We start from the raw sequence: 19,701 nt of genomic DNA on the forward strand, positions 1-19,701 counted from the left end.
AGTGTTAGTTTAACTTTCACCAGTTCTGGTTGTTATGATCTTTATCTTCAATCATGGACATCTTATCCTTTGTTCGATATGACCTTCCTGTGATATTTATGATATGTGAATGATGGATAAGTCTGTCTAAGATTGCATTCGCTAATACATTATCACCAAAAACCTCTCCCCAGTGTGACAGTGATTTGTTGGTTGTTATGATTGTTGAATGTTTCTCATACCTTTTTGTTATCAGCTGAAAAAGAAGATTCGATGATTCGCTATCCAGTGGAAGAAATCCTACCTCATCTATGATAAGAAGCTTATATTTTGCGAAGAATTTCAGTCGTGTTTCTAGCCTGTTTTCTAGATGGGCTCTTTTTAGCTGCAGAATGAGATCGTTGCAGTTTATGAAATATTTTATATAGAGAAGAGTGGTAACGTACGAATCACTGTTCACAAGAAATCTAAAGAAAAGATGAAAAAGAGAATAAAGGAAATCACCAAAAGGAACCGACCAATATCAAGTAAGGAATTAGCTAAAGAGTTAAAAGAATACATTACAGGTTGGGTGAATTACTATAGGATAGCGAATATGAGTAAACATCTAAGGGAAATAGACTCATGGATGAGAAGAAGAATACGAATGATATATTGGAAAAGATGGAAGTTAGTAAGAACAAGGTATAGAAATTTACAAAAACTAGGTATTAATAAAAGTAAGGCATGGGAATGGGCAAACACAAGAAAAAGCTACTGGCACATCGCCAATAGCTTCATACTAAAAAGGACACTTACAAATGAAGTATTAAAAATATACGGATTTATAAGTGCACTAGATTATTACAACTCTATAAACTTATGAAACGCCGTGTAGGGAACCCTACGCACGGTGTTGTGAAAGGGGCGAAAGATTTTAATTCTTAGCCCCTATTCAATTATTAAAAATATTTTTAATATAAATAAATTTTTATAGCTGTTTATACTATGAAATAAAACTTATAATTAATAAACATAAAAAATAATTATTATAAATTAAATAGAAAATTTTAAACTAAAAGAATATAAGATGAAATTATTTTTTACAAATGCTATAATTTTTATATAAAGAAAGTTGGTGAAAATAGTGAATAATTATAAAATATTAATTGTTGATGATGATAAAGAAATTTGTATAGCACTAAAAGAAATATTGGAAAAACAATAATATATTGTTGTAGAAGCATCTAATGGTGATGAAGCAATTAGCAAAATAAATAATGATATCGATTTGATCATTTTAGATATTATGATGCCTAATAGAGGTGGAATAACAACATGTATTGAAATTAGAGAAAATTATGACATGCTGATATTATTTTTAACTGTTAAGAGTACTGAATATGACAAATATATTGGTTTATCTATGGGTGGTGATGATTATTTATCAAAACCATTTTCAAAAATAGAATTACTTGCACGAATTTCTTCTTTGATTAAAAGATATCAAGTATATCAAAATAAGCAAAGTAAAAACTCACCATTAAAAAATAATTACATATATATCAAAGATTTACGAATTGATAAATATGCTTCAAGAGTTTATAAAAACAATCAAGAAATAACTCTTACAAATATCGGATATAAAATATTAATGTTATTAGCACAGCATAAAAATAAAATATTTACTTTAGAAAATTTGTATGAAAGTATTTGGCATGAATCATATGATTCTTCAAAAAGTTCTCAATATATAAAGAATGTGTGGGGAAGGGGATATTGCATTGAAGAGGATAAATAAATTTAGAACACTTAAAATGGAATTATTTTTATTATGTGCAGTAGCATTTATTATCTGTCTATTCTTTTATGCGATTACTTCTACTGTTGCTAGTGGACTAATTGATTCATATTTTAATGATCGTCAAAATATTGAAGCAATTGAAAAAAGAAATCTCAAGTCGCTACAAAAATATGTTACAGATAAAGAAGTCACCCTTAAGGAAATAGAACAAATAAAATCATGGTCACTTCATCAAGAAAATGTTCTTTTAAAAGTATATTTTAATGGATATTTGATATATGATAGTATTTATGGAATGACTGAAAATAGCAATTTAGCATTGGAAAATGAAAATGATTATTCAAAATTAAATTTATATAATTTAACTTTAAAAGATGCAAAAGTAAATGTAAATTTGTTATGTTTTGATTATACTCTTCAAAATAATGTAAGTACAGTCATTTCAATTATTACAATCTTACTATTTTTTTTCATAATAATTGCTGGAGTAAGAAAAAAAATTAAATATCTTGTTCAATTATACAATGATCTAAATGGATTATCTAATAATTTAAATCATGAAGTTCATATTGAAGGATGTGATGAAATAACACAAGTTGCTTATGGAATAGATTCCTTAAGAAAGTCAGTTATTGAAAAAATCGAAAATGAAAAAAGAGCTTATGATGCAAATATGCAACTTATAACTACTTTATCGCACGATATCAAAACTCCATTAACGTCAATTATTGCTTTTATTGAATTAGCTAAAGGTCAAGTTCAAAAAGACGATATAACATATAACTATTTAAATACAGCATATGAAAAATCATTTCATTTAAACAATTTAATCAATGAATTATTTTCGCATTTTTTATTACATTCAAATTCATATGAAATTAAATTTGAAAAAGTAGATTCTGATATTTTAGTTAGTCAAATCTTAGAAGAAAATCTTTATGAATTAGAATCAAAAGGAACTATAATAAAAAAAGAAACCAGTGATATTTCTTCTTATATTTATGTAAACATAACTTTATTTCATCGATTATTCAATAATATTTTTTCAAACATTAATAAATATGCTGACTTAAAAAAACCTATTTTAATCAAATATTATCTAATAGATAATGATTTAATTATCATAATTAAAAATACAAAAAAGAAAGAAAAAAGTTTTAAACAATCATCAACAAAAATAGGATTAAATAATTGTAAAGCGATTATGAAAAAACATAATGGGCAATTCATCACGCATGAAGATAATAATATATTTATAATAGAATTACATTTTCCTATTCATAAAAAATAATCTAGTAAAAATATCAAACATAAATTAAAAGGGGGTGTTAAAATGAGAAAATGTATACGATGTAATAATGAAATGGTAACTGGTTATACTTTAAAAGTTTCCAATTTAACAGCAATGGGTACTATGTTATTGGCTAAGGGAAATAGTATATTTAGTGATGAACTAGGAAAAGTAAAAGTTGCAATATGTCCTAAATGTGGTGAAATATCGTTGTATTTTGATAATTTTGATAAAATAAAATATTATAGATAAAAGTTATTTTATATGCGGGTTGATTTTTTTAACAGTTTTTGTTATGTGTATGGTTTTATTAAAATCATTATGATATATAAATATAATCAATAAAATATGTATTTAATTAGATGATTGTGATTTTTTCCATTGATTATAAACTTTAACACTGAAAACTAAAAGTATCGACAATAATAAAGATGTGACAATTCCCATTTTAATTGCCAATGTTTTATCAAATTGAATTGATGATATTGTAATAAAAAGTGATATTGCAAAAATACTAAGATATACAATAAATATTAGCGATATTAAAATTAATCTTATTAGTCGTCTTTTTTTTTGAAGTTTTAGGATGAGAAGGATTAAAAATTAATATATCTAAAAATACCGTAAGTAAATCACTTAAAATAGATTCTATCATATGTCTAACTCCTTATTTATATTTTAGTTTTATTGGTATAATCATTTTTATATTAATTCTAAATATCAAATATGATTATATTGATTTTTGAGTTGGAATTGATAAATATGTAATTATAACATCATACATATTTATTTTAATTTATAATTCTTAATTTTTTAAGTAATAAAATATAAAGAATTAGTTAGTATTTTTAATATAAATATTATTTTTTAGGAATAATATTTCCTAATATAACCCCAATAATTAATATAAATATACTAATAATGATCATATCGGTAAAACTTAATATTTTCATAGCCCCTAAGATTAAAACAATTGATGTGAAGAACAAAGTTATTGCTAGTATCTTACATAATTTTGCTTCATCATATTGTTCTTTTTCTTTTGCACTTAATGTATTATATCCTGCAATCATATTACTAAGTTTTCCTATATATAATAAAATAGCTAAAATAAATAAAAATAAAGCACAAATTAATAAAGTTATATCCATTTTTCATTTCTCCTGATTTCTAAATGTATAAAAATATGTAATTAGCGATTCTAGTCAATATAATATTATTGTAGTTAAATTCATTTTTCAATAATATAAGATTATAAAATTTCTTACAATCATTTTTATAAAATGTTTCAACTCCAGGCTGTGTTCTAAAATAATAACTGTCAGTAAGAATTTTCAAACAGCCAATAAGTGTGTTTTCATTATATGCGTTATATTTATTGTTTTAGATAAAGTACTATTAGTTTTATTTAAATCATAATTACCTGATTTCCTAAAAATTTTAGTTTCATCATTATAATAATCTTTGACCCAGCAATGGAGAGAATTAATTAAAATATCAAGCTTATCAACAGTCTATAGCATGTTAGTTTAGACTGTTTTTTAATAATTAATTGCTTCAATTTTAAACTACTTGTCTATTTTTATAGTGTTACACTTCAATTTTAATTTTTTGTCCTTGTTTATTAATTATATAAGTTATTACTTCTTTTACTGTTTTCAAGTAATATTATATATCAATAGTTTTTTTATTTATCTGGTACACTATTTATATTAGTATCAATTTGTTAAAGAAGTTCATCAAATAAGCTCAACTGGATACTTCTATTTTTTTCTTCAAATTCACTTAAATATTCAAAGATAATTTTGTTGTCATGTACTATTCCGTTATCTTCACATAATTGATGAAAAAGTTTCATCAATGTTGTATTATTTGGACTATTTATCTGATATTGCATACCATAAGTTTGTATATATTTGTCTTTCATATATGGAAATGATTGATCTAATTGACTATAAAAATATTCTCTATTTCCCTCACGAAGCGTTAGTCCCATTCCAAAACAAATTACACCATAAACTTTTGCTTCAATACAATAATTTAAAATACCCTTAATGTTTTCTTCCGTATCATTGATAAAAGGAAGAATAGGACAAAGCCAAACAACTGTAGGAATACCAGCATCATGTAGCTTTTTTAGAACTTCGACTCTTTCTTTTGTAGTACTAACATTTGGTTCAATCTTTTTGCATAAATCCTCGTCATAAGTTGTTAATGTCATTTGTACTACACATTTTGTCTTGTCATTGATAGCTTTTAATAAATCTAAATCCTTTAATACACGATTAGATTTTGTAATCAAAGTAAAGCCAAACCCATACTTATATGCTAACGATAATGCTTTTCTAACACTGCCAAATTCATCTTCAAGAGGAAGATAAGGATCTGTCATAGAACCAGTGCTCAACATACATTTTAATCGTTTCCTTTTTAAAGCATTTTCTAAAAGGACAATAGCATTTTCTTTGACTTCAACATCTTCAAAAGCATGTTCCATGTGGTAACATTTGCTCCTTGAGTCACAATATATACAGCCGTGAGTACAACCTCGATATAAGTTCATTCCATTTGATGAAGATAAAATCCCTTTCACCTTTTTTAAGTGCATATACTATACCTCTATAATTGAAATTTCTTTTTCAAAAAAGTTTCATTCAAAAGATGATTAGTCACAAAATCACCATTATAAAAAACAGCCCAATTATTGAAAATGCAAGGAACATTTTTAGCTTTTTCTAAAGTATCTACAGCAATTAAATTTAATGGTATATTATTTTTATTACAGTATTCCTGTACTTGTTTAATACAATTAGGAATATATGGACATTGCAACCCATAATAGATTGTCAGTTCCTTTTGATCGATTGTCATTTTCTTTACATTTTTAGAAAAACTAGGCTTATTCCCATCAAAAGACAATGATAATAACTCAAAATCATTCCCAGCCGTATCTACCACTTCAAAACCATATTTCAAAAAAAATTTCTTATCCGATAAAAAAGGCTTTTTCTTTTTTGAGCTGAGAACGCATACACCAGATTTTTCAGTTTCCTTTGCGTCATGAATACAATATTCAAGTAAAGATTTTGCATACCCTTTTTTCTTAAAAGAGCCTGCTACCCAAAGGCAGTAAATATACAGATAGTTTTCTCCAGAAACAGGAACCCATGCTGTTTCTATTGGAGCATATTCAATAAATACTTTTCCTTTTTGATCAAGTTTACGGAAAACATGACCTTCTTCAATTCGTTTTTTAAGCCATTGTTTTTTTACTGATACTCCAACTTGATGTTTTTTATCCGAAATTGCACAACATATATGTTCTGTATCCAGATTATCCAGCGTTAAGTTCATAAATGTTTCATTCATTAATAGGTCACCCCTTAATACTTTTTCATCTGTATTATATCACAATAACCTTGACAACATATGTCATGGTTTATTTTGTTCGCATATTTTTTTTGCTTCATTGTAGACAATTTTTTTTAAATACTTTGGTTCTATGATATAAACCTTTGAACCAAAAGAAAGCAGATAACCAATCAGCCATTCATCTATAGGCATTGGAGCACAAATTATAAAATCTCCATTATCATCTTGATTGATTTCATCAACTTCAAATTCATCATAAATCCGATAAGCCATTTCTTGAGGAAAACGCAGTATAACATTTTCATAATTTACTTTTGTTTCCTTCTTTTCTTGTGGAAATTCCATAGGACTAAAATTTTTTTCCATATTCCTTGCTTGTATAATACGTGTCAATTTAAAAATACGGAAGTCGGACTTATTCATACAGAAGGCTTTTATATACCAGCTTTTCGCTTTATACACCATTTTGAGTGGACAGATTACTCTTTCAATCACTTCTCCACGAGTATTTGCATAAACAATACAAAGCATTTTGTGTGATATGATTGCTTCCTTTATCTTTTGAAACATAGTATTATCTTGCGATTTATTCCCCCAGCGTGAAAAGTCAACCTCAAGCCAGTTTTCACTTTTTGTATTAAAAATCGCTGATAGCTTTGATAGTGTATCACGGTTATGATCATCCACAATAGATACACTTCTTAATGCCGTTATTATATCTTCTTTTTCTTTATCAGATAAAAGCAACCTATCTAAAACAAAACTGTCTGCTATCTGTATACCACCATTTCTTCCCGTTGTCACATATATAGGTACGCCCGCACTACTAATAATATCAATATCCCTATAAACAGTTCTTACTGATACTTCTAATTTTTCTGCTAACTCTGGAGCAGTAGATTTTCCATTTTCCATTAAGTGATAAATAATTCTAAATAATCTGCTTTCTTTCATATAGCCACTCACTCCCTTGCTTCTCATGTTATCATATAAATATGACATTTATATGTCAAGATTTATGGTGATTTTGAGGTTTATTGAATTTCTAAATTAGATAAGTCTCTATTTATAGATTTGTATTTTCTAATTTGAATAATCAATAGTTTAGAAAGATATATTACTAAGTATGTATTTAAAATTATTTTTCATTATATTGTTGATGATTTTATATTGATGAACAACAGTTTTTTCTGTTTTTGATATAATAGGTAGTAATTAAATATGAAATTTATCCATGGAAAATTGGTTTTTTGTCCAAAATCAACAAGTCTATCTGGTATGGAAAATTTCACAGGTAAGGAAAGATATTTTGATGCAACAATAATTAAAATGATCGTTTCTAATAAAAAAACAATTGATTACTTTCTTTATACTTTATGCTTTTTTAGTAAATACACTTTACTTATATGTAGGATGTCATATTATAACTTTTTGATTGTTTATAAGTAATATCAAAAAATAGTGTGTGTCTTTAGAAAAATAGATATTGCTTTTTGTAACCTTAATTGTCAACTGTTAAGTTTAATTGTTTTTGATATTTTCTTATCGCCATTTATCAAATGCTTGTCTATTATTTTTGCTAAATTTTAACACAGGTTATTTTAAAATGATTTTATCAAAGTAAATATTTAGTAAAGAATGTATAAAAGATAATTAACGTAAAAATTACTTGGCTTTAACATACTTCGATGATGGTTCTGTTACAATACTCTTGTAATATCAGGGGGATGAAAAAATGACGAAGAAAAAATCAAATAAAGTAATTAAGGTCACAATGGCAACCTTGGCAACAGCTCTTGTAGTAGGTAGCAATAGTGTTATTTCATTACAAGCAGTTAATAATGATAATAGTAATGCGATTTTTTTAGATGAAAATAGTATTACATCGCCAATTATTATTAGTGAAATAGTTGCAGATAGTCATCAAAGTGATATGATAACAGCCAATGGAAGCGATGCTTTTGAATATTTTGAATTATATAACACTAGTAATCAAAGTATTAATCTAGATGATTACCAAGTGCTATATGATAATGGAAGTACTATTAGTGAGTGGAATTTACCGGTTAATACTATTTTACCAGCTAATCAAGCTTTGATTGTTTGGATTCAAAATGAAGAAAGTAAAGATTTAGATTTAGCTTTGTTTAGAGAATATTATAATTTATCAGCTGATGAAGGTCAGATTGTTAAAACTGAAAATATTGTTAGTGGTTTTTCTAATAGCGGTCAAAGAGAACTACAGGTTACAGTAAAAAACACTAAACAAATTTTAAGTTCAGTAATTTATAATGATGAAGATGTAAAAGCCCAGACAAAAAAAGGAATTAACTTTATTTATAATTCCGGTAGAGTTCAAGAAAGTACTTATAGTTATGATTTAGATCCTACACCAGGTAGTTTGATTGAACAACAAGAATTAGAAAGTAAGTATCAATTTGTAACAGTAAATGATGGAATTGTTACCGTTAATACTGCTCAAGAAATCAATGCTGGCGAAGCTTTGGTTGTAAAAGCTACAACTAATTTACCAGGAGTTATTTTAAAAGCAACTTTAAAGGTAAATGATAAAGAATATGATATGACATATGACAATGACGGTAATTATGTTTATAGTGTTCCTGCTAGTGAAATTAGTAATGAGGAGCTTTTAAATATTAGTGCTACTTTTAATGATGGTATCAATGAAATTATTAGTGCAACGCAAACAGTCACTGTTAATAAAGGAACAGTTGAATTTGCTTCACCACTATTAATTAGTGAATTATCACCAAACAGCGCTAATGTTTCTGGTAGTGATGCTTATGAATATTTACAGATATTTAATGTTAGTGACCAAAAGGTGGCTGTAAATAATTATCAGCTAGTTTATGTTAATGGTAATAAAAAAACAGTTTGGAAATTAGATGATGATATTGTCTTAGAAGCTAAAGAAGTGTTAACTGTTTGGATTGTTAATGATGCTGTAGAACAAGCAGGTTTAACAGTTGCAGATTTTAATAATAATTATGGTACTAATTTTGTTGCTGGTGATAATTTTACAACTATTCATAGCGATGGAATGAGCAATAGTGGTACACGAGGATTTAAAATTGTTACTAACACCAATCAAGAATTAACAGCTGTAGATTATACTGCTGGTGATTCTAGTAATGGTAAAATCGACACCGATGAAGCTATTTATTATAATTACACTTCAAATTCTGGAGTACCCGTTTATAATAATGAAGTAACATTAGGAAAGTTAAATAGTCAACAATTAATTACTGGTAAATATTTAACACCAGCAATTGTCGAAAACCCTGAAGTTGAAGTAGTGGCTGATAGTTTTGTAAGTGCCAATGATAATTTTACTGTAAGGTTAGAAAATACTAATCTTACTAAGATGATTATTGATGCTAAGTTAAATCTATATCAAGATGAAAATATCGTAGCTAGCTATGATTTATTATATACTGATGGAATTTTGAAGGTAGATGTACCAGCTCAAGATTTAACAGGTTATTCAAATTTAACATATGATGTTTCTATTACTGATGGTCTTAATAAAGCAACTTCTGCTAAGAACACGGTAGTAATCGAACAACCAGGGATGATTGATCAAAGTAAGGTCGCTCCTTTGGTTATTAGTGAAATTATGCCTGATAGTTCTAATGTTGGTGGCAGTGATGGTTATGAATTTATTGAAATTTATAATAATTCAAATTTGGATATTAATTTAAAAGATTATAAATTGTATTATAATTATCCTGATCAAGGTGTAGATGGTGATGTTATCTGGTATGAAACTAATGAAGATAAAATTATCAAATCACATGATACATTAGTTTTCTGGATTAAAAACGGTGCTAATGATGATTTGCAAATTAGTGATTTTAATAATAAATTTAATACTAATCTAGACAGTGATCATTTAATTTCAATCTATAATGCAGGAATGGCTAATGGTTCAGCTCGTGGGTTGAAAATAACTTCTAATATTAAAGATGTTTTAGATTATGTTTTATATAATATGGATGGTGTTGATGATACTACAGCTGATAAATCAATTGTATATCAAAATAGATATGATGGTTTAACTTTTACTAGTGTACTAGTTGATAATGATGCTAAGCCATCACCTGGAACAGTGAGCGAAAAACCAATGTATGAAGCTGTTTTACCAGAAATTGTTTCTTTGCCGGTATATCAAGATCATACACCAACTACTTTTAATGAAGCTAGTGATTTAACTTTTTTACTTGATGCTAAATCTAACGAAACAACAATTAAAAGTGTTTATTTGTATTTAAAAGATAATAATAGTGAAGATTATGAAGTTTATAATTTATTACGTAATTCTGGCGATAATTTTTCTAAAACATTACCGGCAATAGATTTATATAATAAATCCTCATATACATATTATTTTGTTATTAGTGATGGCTATCAACAAATAACCACACCTGTTAACACAGTTAATAATGAAAATCCAGTATCTACTGGTGATCAAATCAATATTAGTGAAGGTGCAATTATTAACCAGACTGAACAAATTATAGGTACTGGTAATAATTTAATAATTGATGATCAGGATGTAACTAATAAAGCAGTTAAATCAATTAATGGAAACGCAAGAATTGTGTTTGATACTACTCAAACTGATGTTTTCTTTAAAAATGCAGTTGCTATTGGAAATGATGTAATTGGTGTTTTCAATGAAGGTACTTATAGTGATTGGCGAACATATGCTTATGATATAAATGCCAGCTACTTTGATAGTGAAACAAAAACAATTACAGTTGCCTTCCATGCGGGTAATAAAGCTAACGCTTTAGAACACAATGTTGAAAATAACGATGATTTTACTTTAAAAAATATTAGATTAACATTACCAGATGGTACAACTTTAAGAGCTAGTCAATATAGTGCTGTTTATGGTTTAGGAGCAGTTGAACATACTGAAGATAACTGGAAACCAGATAGTCCTGTTGAAGTGAATGATATTACTCCTGAAAAAGAAATTAGTATGGGTGATGGTACAAGCAAAGTTGAAATTTTATATGCTACTTTCACATTAGATGAACAAAACTTTAACGCTTTACGTTATGATCTTGATACAACTATGTTAGAAGATGGTACTCATAGTGTAACAAGTGGTAGTAAGACAGTATCATTTGTTAGTGATAATACGGCCCCTGTTATTGAAACTAATATGGTTGAAGGTCAAATTTATCATAATGGAACTGTTGAAGCTAGTGCACAAGATGCTATTTGTGATACAAGTACTTTAATTGCTACCCTTGATGGACAAGGAATTGAATTGCCTTATGATTTTCGTTCATTAGAAATGACTCCTGGTAATCATCAATTAGTATTAACTGCTTCAGATATGATTGGAAATGTTACTAGCAAGGTAATAAACTTTGTAACTCCAGAAGAGAATGCAGCAATTAATGGGGAAATAACACCAGTAAGTGGGACAACTATTAATGGTGATCCAACATTTAAAGTTACTGTAAGTGATAGTACTGATGATTTGATGCAGGTTGCTTTCAAAAGGGGTGAACGTTACCTATTAGGTGATGCTAATATTACTTTGTCTAGTGGTGTTAGTCAGATTTCTGGTAATAATACTCAAGATTTCAGTGGTGATTCTGGTGATGGTTTCCCTTATCAACAGTTTGATGTTAAAGTAAGTGGTAATATTAGTGATGAGGCAACTGTTAAGATTGATTGGGAAGGTAAATCTAATAATCAAAAGACTTTTATGTATGCATATAATTATACAACTAACACTTTTGATAAATTAGATACGATTATGGAAATTGATGATGAAACCATGAAATTAACCGGTGAAGTAATATTGAAAGATCACTTATTTGATCAAACAATTAAAATTATGGTTCAAAATGGTGAAGGATATACTCCTAATCAATATGGAGAAGATGTTACTGGTACAATGTCTAATCCAGCAGATACTCCAAGAGAAAACTATGATTTTACATTTGCAATTGAAAGTGATACTCAATATTATAATGAAGACTTTGATGGTAATCCGGTTCAAGATGTTGATGGAAACTATCAATATCAATTAGATATTCATAATTGGTTGATAGCTAATCGTGAACGAATGAATATTCAGTATTTATTCCATGATGGTGATATTATTGATGACGAAGATCAAGGACAAGAATGGATCAATGCTGATAATGCTTATAAAATGCTTGATGATGCTAATATACCTTATGGTGTTTTAGCTGGTAATCATGATGTTGGTCATTTAAGTGGTGATTATACTTCTTTCTCTAAATATTTTGGTGAAGATCGATATAATCAAACCCCATGGTATGGTGAAAGTTATCAAGATAATCGTGGGCATTATGATTTAATTACTGTTGATGGTATTGATTTTATCATGTTATATATGGGATGGGGTATTGGTGACCAAGAGATTCAATGGATGAATGATGTTTTGGCTAAATATCCAGAAAGAAAAGCAATTTTGAATTTCCATGAATACCTATTAGCTAGTGGTGGCTTAGGTGAAGAACCACAACGAATCTATAATGAAGTCGTAGCTGTTAATCCTAATGTTTGTATGGTTTTATCTGGCCATTATCATAATGCTCAAACAGTAGTATCGCAGTTTGATGATAATCATGATGGTGTTAATGATCGTAATGTTTATCAGATGTTATTTGATTATCAAGGCTTAGCCCAAGGTGGTATGGGTTATATGCGATTGATGCATTTTGATAATACTAATGGACAAATAATTATTAGAACATATTCACCTTCATTAGATGATTATAACGCTAAAGATGAAAGTAACATTGGTGATGTAGCTAATATTAATGGCGAAGAAGAATTTATAATTAATTATAGTGATTTAGGAATTACACCAGTTCAAAAACAAATTGAAACAACAAATTTAGATGTCAATATTTATACAAATGATACTTTTGGTATAGTTGATGGTGTAAAAAGTAATCAGGAAGTTAGTTATACATTAGAAAATGCTCCTCATGGACTATTTGGCTGGTATGTTGAAATTAGTGATGCTAATGGTGGTTTAACAAGATCAAATGTTAATTATGTTAATATTGATAAACAAAATATCAAACCAACGATTGTATTACCTGATGATGAATTTAATAAGGTTGCTGTAGGAACAGATTTTGATCCATTGAAAGATGTTAAAGCTTATGACAGCCAAGGTAATGATTTAACTAGTCAAATTGTTGTATTAGGGAGTGTCGATGTTGATAAAGCTGGTAGATATAAGTTGGTATATCAAGTAACTGATAGCTTTAATAATGTTACTATTGTAACTAGAATAGTAGAAGTTGTTGAAAATGATGATGATCAAGATATCAATGTTCAACCAGAAAATGATAGTAATACAAATGGAACTACTAGTACATCTGACAATACACCATTTACAGGGGATCTTGTAAATATTAATTATTTAACATTGGCAATTGTAAGCTTAATGGCTTTTATAATAACGATTAAAAAATATTTAAAAAATCTAAAAAATAATCATAAATAATTAATGACTTTATATCACATAGAAATAAAATCAATCTAGAATAACATGCAATTATATGACTCATTTAATACGGAGTGATTAATCACTCCGTATTTTTTAAATAAAAAAAGTGCCCCTATATATTTGAGGATACGTTAAAATCTTATGAAACTTTATAATTCTATATAGTAATAAAAATAAAGTATTCTCGATTTTTAAATGTATAAAAATATGTAATTAGCAGTTTTAGTTAATATAATATTATTGTAGTTAAATTATTTTTCAATAATATAAGATTGTAAGCTTTTTTTACAATTATTTTTTTCATAAAATGTTTCTACTCCTGGTTGGGCTCCAAAATATAATAGAGTAGGTGTATTATCTTTTGCAAGTTGAAGAAGTTTACTACCAACTCCTTGTTTTTGATATTTTGGAAGAACAAGTAATTCTGTAATAGTTCCAAAATAATAACCATCACTAAGAATTCTTAAACAGCCAATAAGTGTATTTCCATCATATGCAGTTATATTTATTGTTTTAGATAAAGCATCAGTAGTTTTATTTAAATCATAATTACCTTTCCATATTTGATTAACAAACAAAATAAATTTATCAGCTAAAAGCTTTGTATCATTAACTTTATATTCAATCATAAACTATATTCCTTTCGTTAATAATATCATTCATTTTTTTCATAACGATATATTCCCCACCAATCAGGTAAAAGCTTTCCTAAAGTTATAATTTCACGATTTTTATAATCGACCATTATTTCTGTATCTTTATTTTTTATATTTAACTGCATTAAAAATTCTCTACATGCTCCACAAGGTATTCCGCTACCTTTACCAAAAGGTGCTTTATCGCGAAAGGCTATTAATCTTTTAATAACTGTTTGGCCACTGTTTATATACATATTTAATGCAGCAGTTCTTTCAGCACATAAATCAAGGACACCACAACAACTTTCGATACAAAAACCAGTATATATTTCACCGTTTTCACTTTCCAAAGCACAAACAACATGATGTGCATAAATAAATGGTGATACTTCTTCTGGATGATATTGTTCTTTTGCTTTTAAATATAACTTTTCCCAAATATCCATATAATTTTACTCCTTTAAACTTCATATTTTCCAGTTATTTCCAAAATATTACCATCTGGATCAGTAATATTAAAATAATAATATGGTAAGTGTACATTAACATATAAAATTTCTGATACATCACCAATAGCTAAATCTTTGATGCGTTTATATTCTTCTTTTAAATTATTAACTTCAAAATTCAATATTACTACATTATTCTTTTTAGGTAAAACAAGTTTATTAAAATCATCTAAATAAGCTTGATTAAAATGAATTGTATCTGTTTCTTTAATTAACTTTTCATCATATTTTCTATTATAAAGAGAAATTAAATTGCCACAATCAAATGTTACCCAGCGATCATCATTGCAATAAAGTGGTTCTTGTTGCAATAATGCTTTATAAAAATTTAATGATTTTTCAATATCATCAACACAGATATAAGTTGTTGCTAGTTTCATAAAATATCCCCCAAATTTAATTTTTTTAAAATACTTTTAAAATAATTTCAATAATTATAGTTATGATACATAAAGTAATTAAAAGTATCATCATACAAACTGAATCTAAATTTAAATAATTAAATAAGATGATTGATAAACTTGCTAATAATATAGCACATCCTTCAATACGACAATGTAAAGAAATATTTTTAATTCCTGAATATTTAGTAATAAATGGCATTTTTCCATTAATTATTGTAAATAAACCATATATTAACATGATTATTCCTAAAACTATCATACATATCACTTCCATATATCATAATATCTTTTATTTTAATTATAGTGGTTTTATAAAGTTTGTTCAATTAAAGATGAGTTATTAAAATAATATTTTAATATAAAAGAAAAAACTATAAATTTATTTAGTTTTTATAACCGATATAATCTATTTTTATTATTATGATATAATTAAGGCATGTTATTGATCTTCAAATCAAAATTGAAGTATTATTTTAAAGCAATATAAATTATATCTTTATTTTTGAATAATGAAGATATAAATGGAGGAAAAAATGAAAAGTGAAAAAGAAAAGATGATTTCTGGAGAAATATATAATCCAGCTAATCCACGATTAGTATTAGATCGAGCACGAGCAAATAGAATATGTACAAAATATAATAAAAAATGCTTTAATGAAATAAATATGCGTTCAAGATTATTAAAAAAGTTAATAAATACTGAGGGTAATTTTTGGATAAAACCACCTTTTTATTGTGATTATGGATATAATATTTTTATTGGTAAAAATGTAATGCTTAATTATGGCTGTGTTATTTTGGATGTGTGTCTTGTTAAAATAGGGGAACATACGTTAATTGGACCAAATACTCATATATATACTGCTTGTCATTGCCTAGATCCTAAAAAAAGATTAAATGATATTGAATATGGAAAAGCAGTTACAATTGGTAAAAATGTATGGATAGGAGGTAATTGTTGTATATTACCAGGAATCACGATAAAAGATAATGCTGTAATTGGGGCGGGTAGTGTTGTAACAAAAGATGTACCGGCTAATGTTGTAGTAGCAGGAAATCCAGCTAAAATCATTAAAACAATTGATAAAATTGGAAAGTGATATACAAATTATAGATGATAATTGAAAATCGATAAATATTTTATTTTTATTTAACTTTTATGTTTGATGTTGATTACAACATATTCACTATGATTTTGAGTTCGAATTGGAAATCCCCAACCACCAATACCAGATGAATTTATTGCAGTCATGTCGTCAATTTTTTCTTTTCCATAATTTAATTCATTAATATTAAATAACTCAAATATATAGTATGCCGGAAAAACTTGTCCAGCATGAGTATGACCTGATAAATGAAGGTCGATATTAGATTTAGCACTAGCTTTTAAATCTTTTGGATGATGATCTAAAACAATATTAAATTGATTATCATCTATAGATTTTGTTAGTTGTAAAATATCTTTTCTATATGGTTGATGAAGATCTTTTCTACCAATTATTGTTAGATTATCAAGCGTAACTGATTTATCTGCTAATACTTCAATACCATAAGATTCAATTAATTTTTTTAAATAATCATAAGAACTATGATTATTTAAAGAATACTCACCAGTATCGTGATTACCAAATATATAAAAAACAGGGGTTGTTTTTGATAGTCTACCAAGAGTTTGGAAGACTTCTTTTTTTTCGTTATTTGTTGTATATTCATCAATAATATCGCCATTTAAGATAATCGCATCAGAATTTTCATTTTCTATTTTATTTACGATTTCAAGTAATTCTTTTTTATCAGTGGAACATGGATAATGTAAATCGGAAATCATCGTTAATTTAAATTCTTTATCTAATTTTTTATTCGTGTAAATTGTATATTCTGTTTTTCTAATATCTTTTATATTCATATAGCCATAAGTTAAAATAGAACTTGAAATAAAGATGGGGATGATAATAATAAAAAGTAATCTTAATTTAGTTTTATCTTGTTTTTTTATTATATATTTCATTAATTTTGTCATTAAAAAAGAAATTAAAATAAAGTGAACTTCAAAAATAAATAATATACTATTGGGCTTTAAACAGGGAATTGAACAAAGACATGCTAATAATAGAATAATTTTCTTATTGAATGAAAAACAAAGATTAAATAAATATCGAAAATATAAAACAAAAACTAAAAAAAGAACAATACTCATTATTAAAAATTGCATAGATTATACCTCCATAATCATATTTTACAAAATAAAAATATATACAAACTTTAAAAATAATTAAATATTTCTAAAATATCAAAAATAAAATCATTAACTTTAATAAATGTATTAATATCATATATAACATTTTTTGTTTTAATAGTAAATTAATAATTTTTTGGATATTATAGAAAATTAAGTACTAATAATATATATTTTTAATAGATATATTTAAATTTATTAATAAGTTATCATGCTATTTTTATTTATTTTATAATTTTAATTTGATAATATTAGTTTAAATAAAAATAGATGGGGTGAAAAAGTGGAAAATACTAATATTTTGATTATTGAAGATAATAATGATATCAACGAAATGATTTATAATTATTTAAATAAAAATGGTTTTAAATGTTATCAGGCCTATTCTGGAACAGAAGGGCTTTTATATTGTAAAGATGATAATTATGATCTTATTATTTTAGATTTAATGCTTCCAGGTATGGATGGCAAATCAGTTCTTGTTAAAATTAGAGAAAAATCAGATATTCCTGTTATTGTTTTAACAGCAAAAGATTCTCTTAATAGTAAAGTAGAAATATTAGAAATAGGGGCTTATGATTATTTATGCAAACCATTTGAATTAGAAGAATTACTAGCAAGAATTCATGTTCAATTAAGAAAAAGCAATAAAAAAACTAATAATATGACTTTTAAAAAATTAACTTTAGATAATCAAATCTATGATGCAATCATTAATAATCAACTGCTTCAATTAACTAGACACGAATATTATATTCTTGAATTATTAATACAAAATCCTAAACGAGTTTTTACAAAACAAGAGATATACGCATATGCTTGGAATGATGATTATCTTAGTGATGATAAAACAATTAATGTTCATATAAGTAATATTAGAAAAAAAATTAGTAAACAAACTGATGAAGACTATATTAAAACAGTGTGGGGCATTGGATTTAAGATGGCTGAATAATAATTCAGCTTTTTCTTTATACTTTCTTTATAATTACTTTGTACTTTTTAAAACTTTAATATTTATAATAAAAAATGTAATCAAGGAGGGAGCAAGATGAATGAAAATGTTGTAGAAATCAATAATTTATGTAAAACATACAAAGATACAAAAGCAGTATCACATGTAAATATGACAATTAAAAAAGGAGACGTTTATGGTTTTATTGGCAGAAATGGGGCAGGGAAGTCAACAACTTTAAAAATGATAGTGGGTCTTATTTTTCCTACATCTGGTCAAATTAAATTATTTGGTGAGTCAAGAAATAAATTTACTGATAGAAGAATTGGCTCATTAATTGAAAATCCGGGTTTATATCCTAATTTATCAGCATATGACAATATGGAATTAAAAGCGATTGCGATGGGACTTAAAGATAAAGAAAAAATTATTGAATTATTAAATCTAGTAAAACTTGATTTTAAAAGTAAAAAGATTGTTAAGAAATTTTCTCTTGGAATGAAACAAAGATTAGCAATTGCATTAGCTCTGTTAGGTAATCCAGATTTATTGATTCTTGATGAACCAATTAATGGTCTTGATCCCGAAGGAATCAGACAGATCCGCGAAGTTATTCAATATCTCAATGAAAATAAAAAAATGACAATTATTATTAGTAGCCATATTCTTGGAGAACTAAGTAAAGTTGCAACACGATATGGAATTATTCGTGATGGTCAAATTATTGAAGAAATTAGTGCTAAAGAACTTGATCAAAAATGTCGAGATTATTTGTTATTAAAAGTTGAACAAGTAGAAAAAGCTATCCCATTATTAGAAAATGATTTAGGAATTTATGATTATATTGTTCATGAAAATAATGAAATAAGAATATATGATAATATCGAAAGTTCAAAAATCAATCTAGTATTAACAAAACATAATATTAAAATAAATCAAATATATTATCAAAAACAAGACTTAGAATCATACTTTTTAGAAAAGATCGGAGGCTAAA

The 19,701-nt window shown here is 26.5% G+C and carries 19 protein-coding genes; 8 read left to right on the forward strand and 11 right to left on the reverse strand.

All coding sequences use genetic code 11. The features are described from left to right. Window positions 1-16: 16 nt before the first annotated feature. Window positions 17-439 carry an ATP-binding protein gene (locus tag NQ543_RS04900; protein WP_004610025.1) on the reverse strand — a complete coding sequence of 141 codons (423 nt, stop codon included), beginning with the start codon at window positions 437-439 and terminating at the stop codon, window positions 17-19. Between the two features lie 18 nt (window positions 440-457). On the opposite strand from NQ543_RS04900, the gene NQ543_RS04905 reads away from it, so the two are divergent. The 4 genes from NQ543_RS04905 to NQ543_RS04920 all read left to right on the forward strand — a co-directional run bounded on the left by NQ543_RS04905 (window position 458) and on the right by NQ543_RS04920 (window position 3,305). Next, window positions 458-844: a group II intron maturase-specific domain-containing protein gene (locus NQ543_RS04905; RefSeq protein ID WP_004609458.1), complete on the forward strand. Its 387-nt coding sequence runs from the start codon at window positions 458-460 to the stop codon at window positions 842-844. Between the two features lie 345 nt (window positions 845-1,189). Continuing rightward, window positions 1,190-1,759: a response regulator transcription factor gene (locus NQ543_RS04910; protein ID WP_259935732.1), complete on the forward strand. Its 570-nt coding sequence runs from the start codon at window positions 1,190-1,192 to the stop codon at window positions 1,757-1,759. Beyond that, complete coding sequence (locus NQ543_RS04915) at window positions 1,743-3,053, forward strand: sensor histidine kinase (RefSeq protein ID WP_039904281.1); 1,311 nt, start codon at window positions 1,743-1,745, stop codon at window positions 3,051-3,053. The genes NQ543_RS04910 and NQ543_RS04915 overlap by 17 nt, the downstream gene beginning before the upstream one ends. 42 nt (window positions 3,054-3,095) lie before the next feature. After that, entirely contained in the window at window positions 3,096-3,305 is a 210-nt protein-coding gene (locus NQ543_RS04920; protein WP_004610021.1) for a hypothetical protein, read from the forward strand. Window positions 3,306-3,567: 262 nt separating this feature from the next. Here NQ543_RS04920 and NQ543_RS04925 read toward each other — a convergent pair whose 3' ends face one another. From NQ543_RS04925 to NQ543_RS04945, 5 genes are all read right to left on the reverse strand, one after another. Then, window positions 3,568-3,708, reverse strand: a complete 141-nt coding sequence (locus tag NQ543_RS04925) for a hypothetical protein (protein WP_004610020.1) — start codon at window positions 3,706-3,708, stop codon at window positions 3,568-3,570. A gap of 205 nt (window positions 3,709-3,913) precedes the next feature. Continuing rightward, the gene (locus tag NQ543_RS04930) at window positions 3,914-4,204 is read right to left on the reverse strand and encodes a DUF3784 domain-containing protein (protein ID WP_004610019.1); all 291 of its coding nucleotides are present in this window, start codon (window positions 4,202-4,204) and stop codon (window positions 3,914-3,916) included. A gap of 575 nt (window positions 4,205-4,779) precedes the next feature. Then, the gene (locus NQ543_RS04935) at window positions 4,780-5,661 is read right to left on the reverse strand and encodes an SPL family radical SAM protein (RefSeq protein WP_039904279.1); all 882 of its coding nucleotides are present in this window, start codon (window positions 5,659-5,661) and stop codon (window positions 4,780-4,782) included. Between the two features lie 11 nt (window positions 5,662-5,672). Further along, window positions 5,673-6,422, reverse strand: a complete 750-nt coding sequence (locus NQ543_RS04940; RefSeq protein WP_004610017.1) for an N-acetyltransferase — start codon at window positions 6,420-6,422, stop codon at window positions 5,673-5,675. Between the two features lie 63 nt (window positions 6,423-6,485). Beyond that, entirely contained in the window at window positions 6,486-7,379 is an 894-nt protein-coding gene (locus NQ543_RS04945; RefSeq protein WP_039904276.1) for a helix-turn-helix transcriptional regulator, read from the reverse strand. Window positions 7,380-8,160: 781 nt separating this feature from the next. On the opposite strand from NQ543_RS04945, the gene NQ543_RS04950 reads away from it, so the two are divergent. Then, window positions 8,161-13,959: a lamin tail domain-containing protein gene (locus NQ543_RS04950; RefSeq protein ID WP_004610015.1), complete on the forward strand. Its 5,799-nt coding sequence runs from the start codon at window positions 8,161-8,163 to the stop codon at window positions 13,957-13,959. Window positions 13,960-14,213: 254 nt separating this feature from the next. Here NQ543_RS04950 and NQ543_RS04955 read toward each other — a convergent pair whose 3' ends face one another. The 4 genes from NQ543_RS04955 to NQ543_RS04970 are packed head-to-tail and all read right to left on the reverse strand — an operon-like array spanning window position 14,214 to window position 15,772. Beyond that, the gene (locus tag NQ543_RS04955; protein ID WP_004610014.1) at window positions 14,214-14,591 is read right to left on the reverse strand and encodes a GNAT family N-acetyltransferase; all 378 of its coding nucleotides are present in this window, start codon (window positions 14,589-14,591) and stop codon (window positions 14,214-14,216) included. A gap of 26 nt (window positions 14,592-14,617) precedes the next feature. Then, window positions 14,618-15,046, reverse strand: coding sequence for a cytidine deaminase family protein (locus NQ543_RS04960; protein WP_004610013.1), 429 nt, complete (start codon window positions 15,044-15,046; stop codon window positions 14,618-14,620). Between the two features lie 14 nt (window positions 15,047-15,060). After that, complete coding sequence (locus NQ543_RS04965) at window positions 15,061-15,489, reverse strand: VOC family protein (protein ID WP_004610012.1); 429 nt, start codon at window positions 15,487-15,489, stop codon at window positions 15,061-15,063. 25 nt (window positions 15,490-15,514) lie between these two features. After that, window positions 15,515-15,772 (reverse strand): hypothetical protein, encoded by a 258-nt coding sequence (locus NQ543_RS04970; RefSeq protein WP_004610010.1) that lies wholly within the window; start codon window positions 15,770-15,772, stop codon window positions 15,515-15,517. A gap of 274 nt (window positions 15,773-16,046) precedes the next feature. Here NQ543_RS04970 and NQ543_RS04975 point away from each other — a divergent pair, with 274 nt between their 5' ends. Then, window positions 16,047-16,613 carry a sugar O-acetyltransferase gene (locus NQ543_RS04975; RefSeq protein WP_039904273.1) on the forward strand — a complete coding sequence of 189 codons (567 nt, stop codon included), beginning with the start codon at window positions 16,047-16,049 and terminating at the stop codon, window positions 16,611-16,613. Window positions 16,614-16,663: 50 nt separating this feature from the next. On the opposite strand, the gene NQ543_RS04980 is transcribed toward NQ543_RS04975, so the two are convergent. Next, the gene (locus NQ543_RS04980; RefSeq protein WP_039904271.1) at window positions 16,664-17,725 is read right to left on the reverse strand and encodes a metallophosphoesterase; all 1,062 of its coding nucleotides are present in this window, start codon (window positions 17,723-17,725) and stop codon (window positions 16,664-16,666) included. Between the two features lie 307 nt (window positions 17,726-18,032). On the opposite strand from NQ543_RS04980, the gene NQ543_RS04985 reads away from it, so the two are divergent. Together NQ543_RS04985 and NQ543_RS04990 are read left to right on the forward strand one after the other, a co-directional pair. Continuing rightward, window positions 18,033-18,704: a response regulator transcription factor gene (locus NQ543_RS04985; protein WP_004610007.1), complete on the forward strand. Its 672-nt coding sequence runs from the start codon at window positions 18,033-18,035 to the stop codon at window positions 18,702-18,704. A 96-nt stretch (window positions 18,705-18,800) separates the two neighbouring features. Continuing rightward, window positions 18,801-19,700, forward strand: coding sequence for an ATP-binding cassette domain-containing protein (locus NQ543_RS04990; protein ID WP_004610006.1), 900 nt, complete (start codon window positions 18,801-18,803; stop codon window positions 19,698-19,700). The last annotated feature ends 1 nt before the right edge of the window (window position 19,701 follow it).

Source organism: Thomasclavelia spiroformis DSM 1552, from assembly GCF_025149465.1.
GTDB lineage: Bacteria > Bacillota_I > Bacilli_A > Erysipelotrichales > Coprobacillaceae > Thomasclavelia > Thomasclavelia spiroformis.